This is a genomic window from Phocicoccus schoeneichii, assembly GCF_014635565.1.
Taxonomy (GTDB): Bacteria; Bacillota; Bacilli; order Staphylococcales; family Salinicoccaceae; genus Phocicoccus; species Phocicoccus schoeneichii.
Genome location: NZ_BMDB01000001.1, coordinates 142,379 through 156,648, shown reverse-complemented (window position 1 = coordinate 156,648; position 14,270 = coordinate 142,379). Strand labels below are relative to the sequence as shown.

Here is a 14,270-nt window from a genome sequence, read left to right as displayed (position 1 = left end):
TATAGATTATACATTGATTTCTAAATTTTTTCAAACTCTGAACTGATGCATGAGAATTCCACCGGCAACAGCGACGTTTAAGCTTTCAGCGTGACCTGTCATATCAATTTTAAACTGTTTATCACTTCTTTTAATTAATGCTGCTGTAACCCCTTTACCTTCGTTACCTAAAATGAGTGCGATATTTTTTGACTCGTCCACTTTAAGTTCCGTATCACCTTCAAGTGATGTTGTTACTACATCTCCATCAAAAGTATCTAGGAATTCGTTTAAATCTCGGCGAGATAAAGACACGTGGAAATGTGATCCTTGTGCGCTTCTTAATACTTTATCGTTATAAGCATCTACGGTATCTGGACTCATCACGATTTGTTTAAAATTGAATGCATCAGCTGTACGGATCAGTGTACCTAAATTTCCTGGATCTTGTACTCCATCAATGATTAAGACACGCTTACTATTTTCAATAGTGTCGACTTCACCCACTACGGCTAGTATCCCTGGTGGCGTTACAAGAGTAGATAATGTTTTCATGACACCATCGTTCACTTCAGTGACCTTGACTGACCCTAAGTTCAGGTCAAAAGTCTTATCTTCTTGGATAAACACTTCTTTAATAGGCGCGTTGTTTTCTTTTGCAACTTCAATTAAGTGTTCTCCTTCGATGAGATAAAGTTTCTCTTTATCTCTTGTTTTTTTCTTGTGAAGCTTGCGCACTTCTTTAATGCGTGCGTTATCTTTTGATGTGATTACCATTTAATTGAATCAACCGTTTCATCATCTAAAGATTTAATGATTTCTACAACTAAATCTACTGCATCTTTAAAATCTTGTCTGTGCATGATAGATACGTTTGAATGCATATAACGAAGGGGGACTCCGATTGCTACTGAAGGCACGCCATCATGAGTTGTATGGAAGCTACCTGCATCCGTTCCGCCTCCTGGAATTGCTTGTAGTTGGACGTCGATGTTTTTATCTTTAGCAATTTTTTGGATATGACGTCTGAAACCAACGTGACCAATGTTAGATCCGTCGAGTAATAATAATAATGGACCTTCACCTAGGTTACCTTTACCGTTTCTAGAGTCCATACCTGGTGAATCCGTCGCAAGACCAACGTCAACTGCAATTGCAAGGTCTGGTTTCACTTTGTGAGCAGCAGTTTTTGCTCCACGAAGTCCGACCTCTTCTTGTACTGTTGCACCAGATACTACGTTGATGTTAGTATCTACATCTTTAAGTTTCTCTAATACTTCTACAGCGAGTGCACAACCGTAACGGTTGTCAAATGCTTTAGCAAGAAGATAATCTTTGTTTGCCATTTGCGTGAATTCAGTATATGGAACGATGATGTCACCAAGTTGGACACCTGCTTCTTCAGCTTCTTCTTTGCTCGCGACACCAATATCAATAAACATATCTTTAAGATCCACTGGTTTTTTTCTATCTTCTGGACTTAATACGTGTGGTGGCTTTGAGCCAACTACACCTACAAGGTTCCCTTTTTCGGTAATGACAGTCATTCGTTGAGATAATAGAACTTGGTTCCACCATCCACCAATTGGAGTGAATTTTAAGTATCCTTTATCGTCAATTTCAGTAATCATAAAGCCGATTTCATCTAAATGTCCACCAATTAAAATTGTTTTACTCCCAGACTTTGATTCTTTTTTACCAAAGATTCCTCCAAGGTTATCTTCAATAATAGAGTCAGAATTTGGTTCTAAGTATTCTCTCATGAGTTCTTTAACTTCCGTTTCGAAACCTGACACACCATTCGCATCTGTTAATGCTTTTAACATTTCTAATTGCTTGTCCATTATGTACCTCCAAATAAATTATGTATACGATTATTTTAACACAAATAAAAAAATCCACATTGATTTTAAATGTGGATTAGAAAAAGATATTATTTATTTAAAGCATCTTTAGCTTGTTTAACAATTTCACCGAATGCTGCATCATCAGCAATTGCGATTTCAGAAAGCATTTTACGGTTGATATCGATACCAGCGATTTTAAGACCATTCATTAAACGGCTGTAGCTGATGTCGTGGTTACGTGCAGCTGCGTTGATACGAGCAATCCATAATTTACGGAATTCACGTTTTCTATTTTTACGGTCTCTATATGCATATTGACCAGATTTTGTAACTTGTTGTTTTGCTACTCTGTAAAGTGCACCTTTGGCACCAAAGTAACCTTTAGCTTGTTTTAATACTTTTTTACGTCTTTTACGTGAAGTAAGACCATTTTTTACACGAGCCATGTCGTTTCCTCCTTAAATTACTTAGCAGCCTTGGCTAATAAATGTACTAGACGACGCGCGTCAGATTTTGCAACTAAAGCAGATTTACGTAAGTGACGTTTTTGTTTAGTTGTTTTGTTCGCCATAAGATGGCTAGTGAATGCTTGTGAACGTTTGAATTTTCCAGTAGCAGTACGTTTAACACGTTTTGCATATCCTTTGTGTGTTTTCATTTTAGGCATGATAATGAATCCTCCAAAAATATTATTTTTCTTTGTTTGGTGCGACAACGAGGAACATTGAGCGACCTTCCATCTTAGGTCGAACCTCAATTTGACCAACGTCTTTGAGTTCTTCCGCAAAACGCTCTAACACTTTACGTCCAATGTCTTTGTGTGTGATCGCACGACCTCTGAATCGAATGGATGCTTTTACTTTGTCTTCCTTAGAAAGGAATTTCTTAGCTTGATTTAGCTTTGTGTTAAAGTCATGTTCATCGATTGTTGGTGATAGTCTTATTTCTTTGACACTAATCACTTTTTGCTTCTTGCGTGCTTCTCTGTCTCTCTTTTGTTGTTCATATTTGAACTTACCGTAGTCCATGATACGCGCAACCGGTGGTTTCGCAGTAGGAGCTACAAGGACAAGGTCGAGGTTAACTCGTTCTGCCATTTCAAGAGCTTCTTTCGTCGATTTAATGCCTAGCTGTGAACCATCTTGTCCAATCAATCGAACTTCCTTTGCGCGAATACGATTATTGATAATTGTTTGGTCTTTTGCTATTGTTGACACCTCCAAAAAATTTAACGAACAAAAAGAGCGGGTGCATAGCAACACCCGCTCTTCGAAATAGACATAAAATGATAATTATGTCTTCCCCGATTGACCCTGTGACACTTACTGCTGAGGGTGTGAAGCGGGAGCTTCAACTTGTTCGTTCAATTCAACTCTTATAACTATACATGTGTTTTTCATATAAGTCAACACTTTGCTTAAATTAATTCGAATTTATTTCTTCAGTCTAATTTCATCTACAAGGTTATATAAGAAGTCTTCTTTAGGGAAAGTCTGTTGATCTTTCTCACCGTATTTACGGACGTTAACTTCTTTCGCTTCTACTTCTTTGTCCCCTACAACTACTTGATAAGGGATTTTCTTCATTTGCGCTTCACGGATCTTATACCCCATTTTTTCTTCACGGTCATCAATTTTCGCACGAATTCCATAAGATTTCAACTCATCGAGTAATTCTCTTGCATAATCATAGTGTAAATCTAAGTTTACAGGAATGATCTGGACTTGTTCTGGTGCGAGCCATAATGGGAATGCGCCTTTGTATTCTTCAATCAAGAATGCAACGAAGCGTTCCATTGTACCTACTACACCTCTGTGGATGACTACAGGACGGTGGTTCTGCCCATCTTCACCAATGTAGTTTAAGTCAAAGCGTTCTGGTAACAAGAAGTCTAATTGTACTGTAGACATTGTTTCTTCAATACCTGAAGCCGTTTTTACTTGAACGTCAAGTTTTGGACCGTAGAATGCCGCTTCACCTTCGGCTTCGAAGTAATCTAGCCCCATTTCTTCTACTGCTTCTTTCAACATCGCTTCTGCGTTATTCCACATCTCATCGTCATCAAAGTATTTTTCAGTATCGTTTTTATCTCTATAAGATAAACGGAATGAATAATCTGTGATGTTGAAGTCATCATAAACTTCTTGAATTAAGTGTACAACACGTTTAAATTCATCTTTAATTTGGTCTGGGCGAACAAATACGTGCGCATCGTTTAGAACCATTCCACGTACACGTTGTAACCCAGAAACTGCACCTGATGCCTCGTAACGGTGCATCATACCAAGTTCTGCGATACGAATTGGAAGTTCACGGTATGAGTGACGTTCGTTTTTATAGATCATCATGTGGTGTGGACAGTTCATTGGACGAAGAACTAGTTTTTCGTTTCCGATTTCCATTGGTGGGAACATGTCCTCATGATAATGATCCCAGTGACCACTTGTCTTGTAAAGATCAACGTTCGCCATAATTGGAGTATAAACGTGGTCATATCCGAGTGACACTTCTTTGTCGACAATGTAACGTTCAATTTCACGTCTAATAGTCGCACCGTTCGGTAACCATAATGGAAGACCTGCACCAATTAATTGGTTGTTTTCAAAAATCTTTAAGTCTTTACCAATTCTTCTGTGATCTCGTTCTTTGCGCTCTTCTAACATTTGTAAGTGTGCATTTAAATCTTTTTTGTTAAAGAATGCTGTACCGTAGATACGCTGTAACATCTTGTTGTTTGAATCTCCACGCCAGTAAGCTCCAGCAGTAGATAGAAGCTTGAACTCTTTAATCTTAGAAGTTCTTGGAACGTGTACCCCACGACAAAGGTCAGTAAATTCACCTTGAGAATATACAGTTACAGTTTCATCTTCAGGAATCGCATCAATTAACTCGAGCTTATATTCATCATCTTTAAATAAAACTTTGGCTTCATCACGAGTTAATACCGAACGTTCGATTGGAATGTTTTCATCAATAATACGCTTCATTTCTTTTTCAATTTTAGGTAAGTCTTCCGCTGAAATTCTCTCATCCATATCGAAATCATAATAGAACCCTTCTTCGATTACTGGACCTACACCAAATTTTACATCTCCATAGAGACGTTTTAATGCTTGCGCCATTAAGTGAGCTGTAGAGTGTCTCATGACCTCTAACGCTTCTTCTGATTTGTCAGTGAATAATTCGATATCTGCATCCTCAATAATTGGACGAGTTAAATCATACATTTCACCATTCACGCGCGCTGCTACACTTGCTTTTTTAAGACCTGGGCTAATTGAACCCGCAATTTCTTCTGCAGTAATGCCACTATCAAACTCTTTTACATTTCCATCAGGAAACTTAACTTGTACTTTTACGTCTGACATAACGATTCCTCCTAAAATAAAAAAAGCCGTCCCTAAATAAAGGGACGACTATACACCGTGTTACCACCCTGATTCGCAAAAATTAATATTTTTGCCTCAGCTAGGATTTAACGGTCCAAACCGGCTTACGATTAAATAAGCAATGAAAAAGGGAGTAACTCCAAGTGTATATTGTGCATTTTCACCGACCACGCACTCTCTAAAAATATACCAAAAGAAATTGTGTCCTTTTGAATTTACTATTTGAAATTTATGAATATATTATATACTGATAATTCTATAAATGCAATGATTACTGCTTATGACGATAGTTTAAGCCAGTCAGTTCTACTTCTTCAGTGAGTGCACGAATACGCTCCACCATTCGAGATGACTTGATTTTATCTTCAGCACCGTTTTTTGTATGACTATATAACTCAATCAGATCATTAACTGAATAGTTTGAGCTGATAAAGGTAGGAAGGCCACGAGACATACGCGACTGCAAGATTGGTGTCAACACTTCGTCTCTCGACCACACTGTGATATCTTCGGCACCTAAATCATCCAACATTAACACTTCAGCAGTTTTAATGGCGAGTAACTTTTCTTCTGTTGAACCATCTTTAAATCCTGATTTAAGATCTGTTAATAGCTCTGGCATGTAAATCATCATAGAAGATACTGATTTCTCTTTTAGCTCATTCGCAATGCATCCTAATATGAATGACTTCCCTACCCCAAATTGGCCATGGATATATAAGCCTTTTGGTTCGTCACCTGACACAATCGAGATTGCAGCATCAATTGATTTCTTAATGACATCGTTACGAGTTGAACTAGAGTCGTGATACAAGTCATCAAAACTCGCATTTTTGATATCTTTTGAAATGTGAAAACGCTTAATTAATGATTCTTTTTCCTCATAATCAAGCTGCTTCTCTCTCACTGGACATCTTGTGTAATAGAGATGCAAACGATTGTTACGCACTTCAAGATTATTCACGAGACCTTCTGGATGGGAAATACAATTCCCTTTTTCATCGACTTCGCATTCTGTTTTCTGTTCAACAAAAAACTTAGCGTTAATGAGATCATCTACAATCATTTGACGTGTGACTTTCTCTTCACTATTTTTGATAAAATCCTGCATCTTTTTAGAATTAATAATCTCATCAATGAGTGCTTCTTCTCTATTTTGACGCTGTTTTATTTCGTCTATCGCGCCAACTTTATTAAATATGTTTCCGATAGATTTCACATCAATCACCTATTATTTCTAAACTGTTGGATACGCGCTGCAATCGAATCATCCTTCAGTTCTGGTTTTGTTTTCTCAAGTGTTTTCTTCTCATCATTATTTTCAGATGGCTTCTTTTCAGTAAACCACTTAGGTTCAATGGTTTTATGAGAAACTTTGAAGCGGTTGTTTGCATAATTTTTCTTTTTCTCTTTATCTTGCATGAAACTTAATATAGATTCACTTGCTTCTTTAGCAGTTAAAAATCCTTTATTTTCCCAATCTCTTGCGATTGAAAAAACATAGTTATCATTTAAATACTCACCTTTTTGTAAGACATATTCTAATAATACATTAATGACACCATCAGACAATTGAGTTGTCATGATAAGCTCTGTCACAATACGCATATCATTTTTTGATGCATTGTTATTTCTTAAATGTTGAATACGATTTAGAGGTGAAATATCATCTAACTGCTCGAAATAATCCGTGCTGTTTTCGTGTGTATTTAGAGTCTCAAGTTGTGGTTTTTTATTAACTTTACCACTAGTCACATTATATTCTCTTAATGCATAGTGCTTCAAGAGTTCGATATCAATACCGTCTTTACGATCTGTTGATTTAATAATAATATCTTTCATTTGATATAGAGATAGATTAAAAACTTGTGATAATTTCACAATCGTACGCTGAACTTCAGTATTAAAGAACCCTTTTTCAACATAAGTACCCCGTAAATGTGTATACAGCATATCAAAGTCAAAATCTGTCACATCAATTCTAGGACCTTTAGACTCGTTTTTAGAAATAAATGTCTCCGTAGGTTTTTGAAACTCATTCATACGAAGAGATGAGAACACTTCTTTAAAGTTTCGACTTACGTCACTAAATCCATCTGGAAATGTGTAATAGACCCATGCAGCTTTTTTCTCATTAAACTTCTTACTCCCAATTTTCGCGAATAAAAACATCGATAGCATCGGATCATTAAAGAAACTTTCAGCATCTAACGGGCTTTTTATCTCATATAAAAATTGGTCCGTGTGTTCATCATCATTCACATATGTTTTTAAGAGATCTATTGCTTCAAGTTTTTCTAATTCTTTCGTAAGCGTTGAAAGTTCGATATTTAACATATCCATAAATTCACTATGGAAACGTACAGTCATATCTTGTTTCATATCAATTAAATAATTATAAATAGATAAAGACACGGGACCAATTAACGGCATGTATATATCAGATAGTATCTCCCGGTCATATGGGGATAATGAGACTTTGTTATACACTAAAAATTCTGTTCTTGGCGTGAGTCTTGTATTCATATCAAGATTTTCCTTTATTTAAGTTCTGAAGGACATCCATGAGCTGATTGATGTCTTTAAATTCACGATAAACTGACGCAAAACGAACGTATGCAACTTGGTCTAAATCCATTAATTCGTTCATTACAGCTTCGCCAATATCATTCGATGAAATTTCAGCTTTATTTAAATTGCGTAATGCTTTTTCTATATTGTCCGTTCTCTTTTCAATTTCTTCAAACGGAATTGGTCTTTTTTCACATGCTTTCATGAGACCTTCTAATACTTTTTCTCTATCAAATTTTTCACGCGTGTTGTCCTTTTTTATAACGACAAGTGGGGATAATTCGATTCTTTCAAAAGTTGTAAACCTGGTACCACATGATTCACATTCACGACGACGTCTAATTACTGTCATATCATCAGCGTGACGTGAATCAATAACTTTTGTATTTTGATGTTGGCAATTTGGACAACGCATGAACTCACCTCATTTTAATTATTAACTATATTATACATGAAAATACGCCCATAAAAAAATTACAGGAGCGATTTGCTCCTGTAAATATTATCCAATCACTGAGTAATGTTCACGAATTGGTCGATCTACTAAATATTCGCTACCTTGTTGTTCAGATCGGTCTTGTTTTTGTTGGTGTCCTTCTTGGTAAGCAGTACTTGCTACCCACTCATCGAATTTTTCACGGTTTTCAAAGCCAGTTAATACTGAAATCGTATTGTCTTTATTAATTAGACAAAACCCTGTGAATCCAGGGTATTTATCTACTTTTCTATTACGGTTTTCAAAACGAGTAATAATCGTATCGAGATAATCTTCTTTTATATTTAATGTGTTAACTGAGATGTGGCCTGCTTTAGTAATATCACCATCGTGGATTTTAACTTTATGTGTTTCACCATTGAATTCCGCGATATCTTTTTCTAATTCTAAAGCATTTGTTTTACCTTGATCATTTTGTAATTTCAAATTGAACACTCCTCAAATAAATTAGAACAAAAAAAGGACAGATGGGTTCTGTCCTTATTATTAAAATTAAAGGTTCTCTGCAACTTTTTCAACAAGTTCAACTGTACGAGTTGAGTAGCCCCACTCGTTATCGTACCAAGAAAGGACTTTAACTTGTGAGTCTCCAATTACCATAGTTAAATCTGCATCAACGATTGAAGAATGTGGGTTTGTGTAGAAGTCACGTGACACTAGTGGTGCATGTGTTACTTCTAAAATACCTTTTAACTCTCCGTTAGCTGCTTCTTCTAATGCTTTGTTTACTTCTTCTTTAGTAACATTTTTGTCTAACTCTACTACTAAGTCAACAAGTGATACGTTTGGAGTTGGAACGCGTAATGCCATACCATCTAGTTTACCTTCTAGTTCAGGTAATACGAGTGCTGTTGCTTTTGCAGCACCAGTTGATGTTGGAACGATGTTGTCCGCAGCAGAACGTGCACGACGTAAATCTTTATGTGGGTTGTCTAAGATATTTTGGTCTGAAGTGTACGCGTGTACAGTTGTAACAAGACCTTTTTTGATTCCAAACGCGTTGTTTAAGACTTTAGCAACAGGCGCCAAGCAGTTTGTCGTACAAGAAGCGTTTGAGAAAATGTCATATTTTTCTACATCTAACTGGTCGTCGTTTACACCTAAAACAAGTGTTTGAACGTCTCCACCTTTAGAAGGACCAGTTAACACAACTTTTTTTGCACCCGCATTGATGTGTGCTACAGCTTTGTCACCGTGGTTGAATGCACCAGTTGCTTCAAATACGATATCTACTCCAAGGTCTTTCCAAGGTAAGTTTTCAGGGTTACGATCACGTGTAATCTTGATTTCTTTACCATCAACTACTAATGTATCGTCATCTTTAGCTTCTACAACTTTGTCCCATTTACCATGAGTTGAGTCATAGTTAATTAAGTGTGCAAGATCCTCTGCTTTGTAGCTCGCGTTAACTGCAACTAAATCTAGTTTGTCAGATTCCATTGCGATACGAAATACTTGTCTTCCAATTCTACCTAATCCGTTGATTGCTACTTTAGTCATTACTTAAAAAGCTCCTTTAATTTTTTATCATATTTAGTATACCATAAAAACGGTTTTTGACAACGTTTTCACAATGTTTTTTATGACAAAGTACTTAAAAATTCGTCAATTTGTTTGTATAAAGTCTCACGCGTTTCTGTGTTATCAAAAACAACCGTTGCACGTGCTTTTTTATCTTCTAAAGACATTTGACTTTCTATACGAGAAGTTGCTTCACTTTCACTCAATTCGTTACGTGACATAAGGCGTTCAGTCTGCACATCACGTTCTACATAAACGACGATAATTTCGTCCATTTGGCCCTCAAGTCCATTCTCAAAAAGAAGCGGAATGTCTTGAAACACATGAGTTGTTTTAAGATAAAAATCACGCTCATCATTCATCATTTGTCTGATTTTAGGATGTGTGATTCCGTTCAGTATATCTCTTTTCTCTTTATCATTGAAAATTAAAGAACCTACATACTGTCTATTCATAGTACCGTCTTCATTTAATGCAGCTTCACCAAATGCTTCAACGATTTCTTTAAGACCTTCACTACCTGGTTCCACTACTTTTCTCGCATAAATATCTGCGTCAAGAACAGGATATCCTTTTGATCTGATGTAATCGCTGACTGTTGACTTTCCACTTGCGATTCCACCCGTAATACCGATGACTTTATATTTATTATCCAACTCGCTCACCTCTGACACTTCGTACAATAATACGTATTTCGACCACTCATGACTTTCGTTTTGAGTTCATGTCCTTCTGGACATGTCTTTAATCCGTATACTTTAAACTTGTTTTGCATTTCCCCACTACCACCTGTGACGCTTCGATAGTCTGAAATTGTTGAACCTCCGTAAGATAAAGACAGCTCGAACACTTCAACTATCGCATCAAATAAATTTGAGAGTCTTTCTCTACTGATGTTTTTAACACGTTTTGTTGGTAAAATATGTGAGATATACAATGCTTCAGATGCATATATATTTCCAACCCCTGGAAGTATTCTAGCATCCATGATGATTGGTTTAATAAACGATTCATTATAACGACCAGATTTAAGCGTGTTAATAAAATGTGCTCGTGCACTAGGTTCAGTGTATTCAGGTGCCATCTCAGCGATTGGTTTAAACCCTTCAATTGAATCTACAATGCGCATTTCACCAAAGCGCCTGATGTCTGAGTAAACAAGTATTTGGCCATTTGATAGTCTGAAAATCACTTGCCAATGCTTTTTAAAGTTCTTTTCCGTGATTTCATCTAAATTGTTCACGATAAAGAACGCACCACTCATTCCGAGATGTGCAACCAAATTAAAATCACTTTGTTCTTTTCGTAAAGAGAAGTACATATACTTCCCTCGTCTACCGAGGGAATATATCGTACTATATTGAACACGACTAAACTCTTGTAAAGATTGTTTTACGATCGTGCGCTTATTTCCTTTATGCCCATTTAAAACGTAATCCGATAATTCATAATCTATAATTTCAAATCCGACTATTTTTTCAAGATCACGCTTAACAAGTTCTACCTCAGGTAATTCAGGCATGTACTCTACTCCATTTCATACCAGTTTTTTCCGTATTCATAATCAACTTCTAGGTCGACTTCTAATTCAATCGCATTTTCCATAATTTCTTTAACAACAGGTATAAATGCTTCTACTTGATCTTTACGAACATCGAAGACAAGTTCGTCGTGGATTTGTAGTAAAAGTTCTGCATCGAATTCTTTCACTTTCTCACTTTCGTCATAATGTACCATTGCGAGCTTGATAATATCTGCAGCACTTCCTTGGATTGGAGAGTTCATTGCTGTACGTTCTGCGAAGCTTCTTACACTGAAGTTGCTCGCATTGATGTCTGGCATATAGCGACGACGGTTGAGTAATGTTTTTACATATCCATCTCGTTTTGCTTCTTTAACGATATCTTTCATGTACTCTTTCACACGTACAAATGTATCCAGATACGTATCAATGAACGCTTTTGCTTCTTTTCTCGTGATACCTAGTTGCTGACTTAACCCGTAGTCAGAAATACCATATACGATACCAAAGTTAACTGCTTTAGCATTTGAACGCATTGCGCTCGTTACTTCTTCTACTGGAACGCCAAATACGTTCGCCGCTGTCGTTGTGTGAATATCATTGTGACTATTAAAAGCCTCAATCATTTTTTCATCTTTAGTAATTGATGCAAGTACACGAAGTTCAATTTGCGAATAGTCTAAAGATAAAAGCACGTGATCTTCTGATTTAGGTACAAATGCTTTACGCGTCTTTCTACCTTCTTCTAGACGAATTGGAATGTTTTGTAAGTTTGGATCCACACTAGATAAACGTCCTGTTTGTGCTAACGTCTGGTTGAATCTCGTATGAATTCTACTGTCTTCTTTAACATCACCTTGAAGCCCAATCACATATGTCGATTGTAATTTAGAAAGTGTTCTATATTCTAGAATATGTTTGATAATCGCATGTTTTGGTTCTAGTTTTTCTAATACATCAACCGCAGTTGAATATCCAGTTTTCGTTTTCTTAATAACAGGTAGCTCAAGCTTTTCAAATAGAATTTCACCCAGCTGTTTTGGTGAGTTAATATTAAACGCCTCACCTGCAAGTTCATGGATATGACCGACGATTGTTTCTAGTTGTCTTGCGATTTCATTCTCCATGTTTTTTAACGTGTTAACATTCACAGTGATTCCGGTCTGTTCCATCTTACCTAAGATTTTAGCTAAAGGAATCTCTAGGTCCATCCATAGGTCAAAGAGTTCATCGTGTTTTAGACGCACTTCCATCTTCGGTAATATATTATGGATCGCCATAATTTTATTTTTTAAGAAAGGAATCGCTTCTTCATCTGTAGGTGTTTTCTTTGTTCTTCCTTTTCCGTAAAGAAACTCATCGTTATCAATATTGATGCTGAAAGTTTGTGCTGTTTCAGCAACATCAATAATTTTTCGAGATGGGTCTAAAATAAAGCTTCCGAGCATGATATCCGTTGTAAAATCTCTAAACTCAATATCAAGATGTGAAAGAAGTCCCATTTGACGTTTTAAATCATATGTGTTGATTGTTTTACGTGAGTTTATGAATGACTCGAGTTCACCTTTAACTTCGTCAATCGTAGAAACAAATACTCGCTCACCATCAGTCACCCCAAAATATCTTGCTTCTACTTCAAGATAGTTCTCACCATCAGCTTCAAGGAAGATTGAAACGTTCTCTTTCAGATCATTTAACGAATCAACTGTTTCAACTTTAAATTCAGATACTTCTTCAACTTCTTGTACATCCATGTTTTCTAAAAGTGAATTGAATCCATACTCTTTATAGATCTCAATTTTCTCTTCTTGATTCTCTTCACGTAGCTTTAAGTCATCTAGAGTAAAGTCAAATGTCATATCTCTATAAATTGTCGCTAAGTCTTTAGAGATAAACGCCAAGTCCTTATTAGTTTCTAAATTCTCTTTTTGTTTTCCTTTTAACTCGTCGATGTTTTCATAAACACCTTCAACACTCTCATATTTCTTTAGAAGTTTAATCGCTGTTTTTTCACCGATTCCAGGAACACCTGGAATGTTATCTGACGAGTCTCCCATGAGCCCTTTCATATCTATGATTTGAAGCGGAGTTAAGCCATACTTTTCATTAATGAATTCAGGTGTGTACACATCGATATCTGTGATACCTTTTTTAGTGTAATAAATTTTAGTTTTCTCACCAGCAAGCTGAGTTAAGTCACGGTCACCTGTGATGATGATTGTTTCCATATCATTTTCATTCGCAAGTTTAGCGAGTGAACCGATGATGTCATCTGCTTCATAATCCATCTCTTCATATCTCTTGATACCATAAGCATCAATGAGTTTACGAATCGGTGCAAACTGTTCGCCAAGCTCAGGTGGTGTCTTTTGTCTTCCACCCTTATACGCTTCATATTTTTTATGTCTGAAAGTAGATTTACCTGCATCAAATGCAACAAGGAAATGCGTTGGTTCTTCTTCCCGAATGATTTTATCTAAAATACGTGCAAACCCAAAAATTGCATTCGTGTGTAGTCCACTTTGACTGGTCAGTAGTGGTAATCCGTAAAATGCTCTAAACGCTAAACTGTTACCATCTATTAAAATTAATTTATTCATACTGTACTCCTTTTGAAGTTTCTCTCTTTAAATTATACAAGTGTCCTATATGTATCACAAATTAAAAAAGCCCCGGCATAATTAAATCATGCCGAGGCTTATATATAATAACTATTTCTCTTATCTTTCGTCTTCTTTTTTGTCGCCGCTTAGGAATTTCTCCTGAGCGTTGTCAATGTGTTCATTGACACCATCTTTACCTTTTAAACGTTCTTCTTGTTGTTTGTCCACTTGCTCGTTAGCAAAATCTTTACCTTTGTCAGTTGCTTGTTTCTTTAAGTCATCAAATTTACTCATTATATCTCTCCTAACAAAATTAGATTCAATAATAATTTACCCGAGTTA

At 36.3% G+C, this 14,270-nt stretch carries 15 protein-coding genes and 1 other annotated feature; all 15 genes read right to left on the bottom strand.

Going from position 1 to position 14,270, the window contains the following annotated elements; all coding sequences use genetic code 11:
• Nucleotides 1–30: 30 nt before the first annotated feature.
• Nucleotides 31–756 carry a TrmH family RNA methyltransferase gene (locus IEU51_RS00925; protein ID WP_186088133.1) on the bottom strand — a complete coding sequence of 242 codons (726 nt, stop codon included), beginning with the start codon at nt 754–756 and terminating at the stop codon, nt 31–33.
• A complete protein-coding gene (locus IEU51_RS00920) occupies nt 750–1,823 on the bottom strand; it encodes a M42 family metallopeptidase (protein WP_186088135.1) in 1,074 nt (357 codons plus the stop codon). Before IEU51_RS00920 ends, IEU51_RS00925 begins: the two co-directional genes overlap by 7 nt.
• Nucleotides 1,824–1,912: 89 nt before the next feature.
• Complete coding sequence (rplT, locus tag IEU51_RS00915; RefSeq protein ID WP_186088136.1) at nt 1,913–2,272, bottom strand: 50S ribosomal protein L20; 360 nt, start codon at nt 2,270–2,272, stop codon at nt 1,913–1,915.
• A 17-nt stretch (nt 2,273–2,289) separates the two neighbouring features.
• A complete protein-coding gene (gene rpmI, locus IEU51_RS00910) occupies nt 2,290–2,493 on the bottom strand; it encodes a 50S ribosomal protein L35 (protein WP_186088138.1) in 204 nt (67 codons plus the stop codon).
• A gap of 22 nt (nt 2,494–2,515) precedes the next feature.
• Complete coding sequence (gene infC, locus IEU51_RS00905) at nt 2,516–3,043, bottom strand: translation initiation factor IF-3 (RefSeq protein WP_186088140.1); 528 nt, start codon at nt 3,041–3,043, stop codon at nt 2,516–2,518.
• Between the two features lie 13 nt (nt 3,044–3,056).
• Nucleotides 3,057–3,189, bottom strand: a sequence feature (ribosomal protein L20 leader region).
• A gap of 70 nt (nt 3,190–3,259) precedes the next feature.
• On the bottom strand, nt 3,260–5,194 hold the full coding sequence (thrS, locus tag IEU51_RS00900; protein WP_186088142.1) for a threonine--tRNA ligase: 1,935 nt from the start codon (nt 5,192–5,194) through the stop codon (nt 3,260–3,262).
• A gap of 292 nt (nt 5,195–5,486) precedes the next feature.
• Nucleotides 5,487–6,443, bottom strand: a complete 957-nt coding sequence (gene dnaI, locus IEU51_RS00895; RefSeq protein WP_229713771.1) for a primosomal protein DnaI — start codon at nt 6,441–6,443, stop codon at nt 5,487–5,489.
• Nucleotides 6,440–7,741, bottom strand: coding sequence for a replication initiation and membrane attachment family protein (locus tag IEU51_RS00890; RefSeq protein WP_186088144.1), 1,302 nt, complete (start codon nt 7,739–7,741; stop codon nt 6,440–6,442). Before IEU51_RS00890 ends, dnaI begins: the two co-directional genes overlap by 4 nt.
• Before the next feature lies 1 nt (nt 7,742).
• A complete protein-coding gene (gene nrdR / locus IEU51_RS00885) occupies nt 7,743–8,201 on the bottom strand; it encodes a transcriptional regulator NrdR (protein WP_186088146.1) in 459 nt (152 codons plus the stop codon).
• Between the two features lie 87 nt (nt 8,202–8,288).
• Nucleotides 8,289–8,708 carry an antibiotic biosynthesis monooxygenase family protein gene (locus IEU51_RS00880; protein ID WP_186088148.1) on the bottom strand — a complete coding sequence of 140 codons (420 nt, stop codon included), beginning with the start codon at nt 8,706–8,708 and terminating at the stop codon, nt 8,289–8,291.
• A gap of 66 nt (nt 8,709–8,774) precedes the next feature.
• Nucleotides 8,775–9,782, bottom strand: coding sequence for a type I glyceraldehyde-3-phosphate dehydrogenase (gene gap, locus IEU51_RS00875; RefSeq protein ID WP_186088156.1), 1,008 nt, complete (start codon nt 9,780–9,782; stop codon nt 8,775–8,777).
• A gap of 80 nt (nt 9,783–9,862) precedes the next feature.
• Nucleotides 9,863–10,459 (bottom strand): dephospho-CoA kinase, encoded by a 597-nt coding sequence (coaE, locus tag IEU51_RS00870; protein WP_186088158.1) that lies wholly within the window; start codon nt 10,457–10,459, stop codon nt 9,863–9,865.
• A gap of 5 nt (nt 10,460–10,464) precedes the next feature.
• Nucleotides 10,465–11,325, bottom strand: a complete 861-nt coding sequence (locus tag IEU51_RS00865) for an Fpg/Nei family DNA glycosylase (RefSeq protein WP_186088160.1) — start codon at nt 11,323–11,325, stop codon at nt 10,465–10,467.
• 5 nt (nt 11,326–11,330) lie between these two features.
• Nucleotides 11,331–13,925, bottom strand: coding sequence for a DNA polymerase I (gene polA, locus IEU51_RS00860; protein WP_186088162.1), 2,595 nt, complete (start codon nt 13,923–13,925; stop codon nt 11,331–11,333).
• 120 nt (nt 13,926–14,045) lie between these two features.
• Nucleotides 14,046–14,222 carry a hypothetical protein gene (locus tag IEU51_RS00855; protein WP_186088164.1) on the bottom strand — a complete coding sequence of 59 codons (177 nt, stop codon included), beginning with the start codon at nt 14,220–14,222 and terminating at the stop codon, nt 14,046–14,048.
• Nucleotides 14,223–14,270: the final 48 nt, after the last annotated feature.

Bases quoted from the DNA above. Each gene is read 5' to 3' on its own strand.
- IEU51_RS00925 (WP_186088133.1), bottom strand. From the start codon at position 756: ATGGTAATCACATCAAAAGATAACGCACGCATTAAAGAAGTGCGCAAG.
- IEU51_RS00920 (WP_186088135.1), bottom strand. From the start codon at position 1,823: ATGGACAAGCAATTAGAAATGTTAAAAGCATTAACAGATGCGAATGGT.
- rplT (WP_186088136.1), bottom strand. From the start codon at position 2,272: ATGGCTCGTGTAAAAAATGGTCTTACTTCACGTAAAAGACGTAAAAAA.
- rpmI (WP_186088138.1), bottom strand. From the start codon at position 2,493: ATGCCTAAAATGAAAACACACAAAGGATATGCAAAACGTGTTAAACGT.
- thrS (WP_186088142.1), bottom strand. From the start codon at position 5,194: ATGTCAGACGTAAAAGTACAAGTTAAGTTTCCTGATGGAAATGTAAAA.
- IEU51_RS00890 (WP_186088144.1), bottom strand. From the start codon at position 7,741: ATGAATACAAGACTCACGCCAAGAACAGAATTTTTAGTGTATAACAAA.
- nrdR (WP_186088146.1), bottom strand. From the start codon at position 8,201: ATGCGTTGTCCAAATTGCCAACATCAAAATACAAAAGTTATTGATTCA.
- gap (WP_186088156.1), bottom strand. From the start codon at position 9,782: ATGACTAAAGTAGCAATCAACGGATTAGGTAGAATTGGAAGACAAGTA.
- IEU51_RS00865 (WP_186088160.1), bottom strand. From the start codon at position 11,325: ATGCCTGAATTACCTGAGGTAGAACTTGTTAAGCGTGATCTTGAAAAA.
- polA (WP_186088162.1), bottom strand. From the start codon at position 13,925: ATGAATAAATTAATTTTAATAGATGGTAACAGTTTAGCGTTTAGAGCA.
- IEU51_RS00855 (WP_186088164.1), bottom strand. From the start codon at position 14,222: ATGAGTAAATTTGATGACTTAAAGAAACAAGCAACTGACAAAGGTAAA.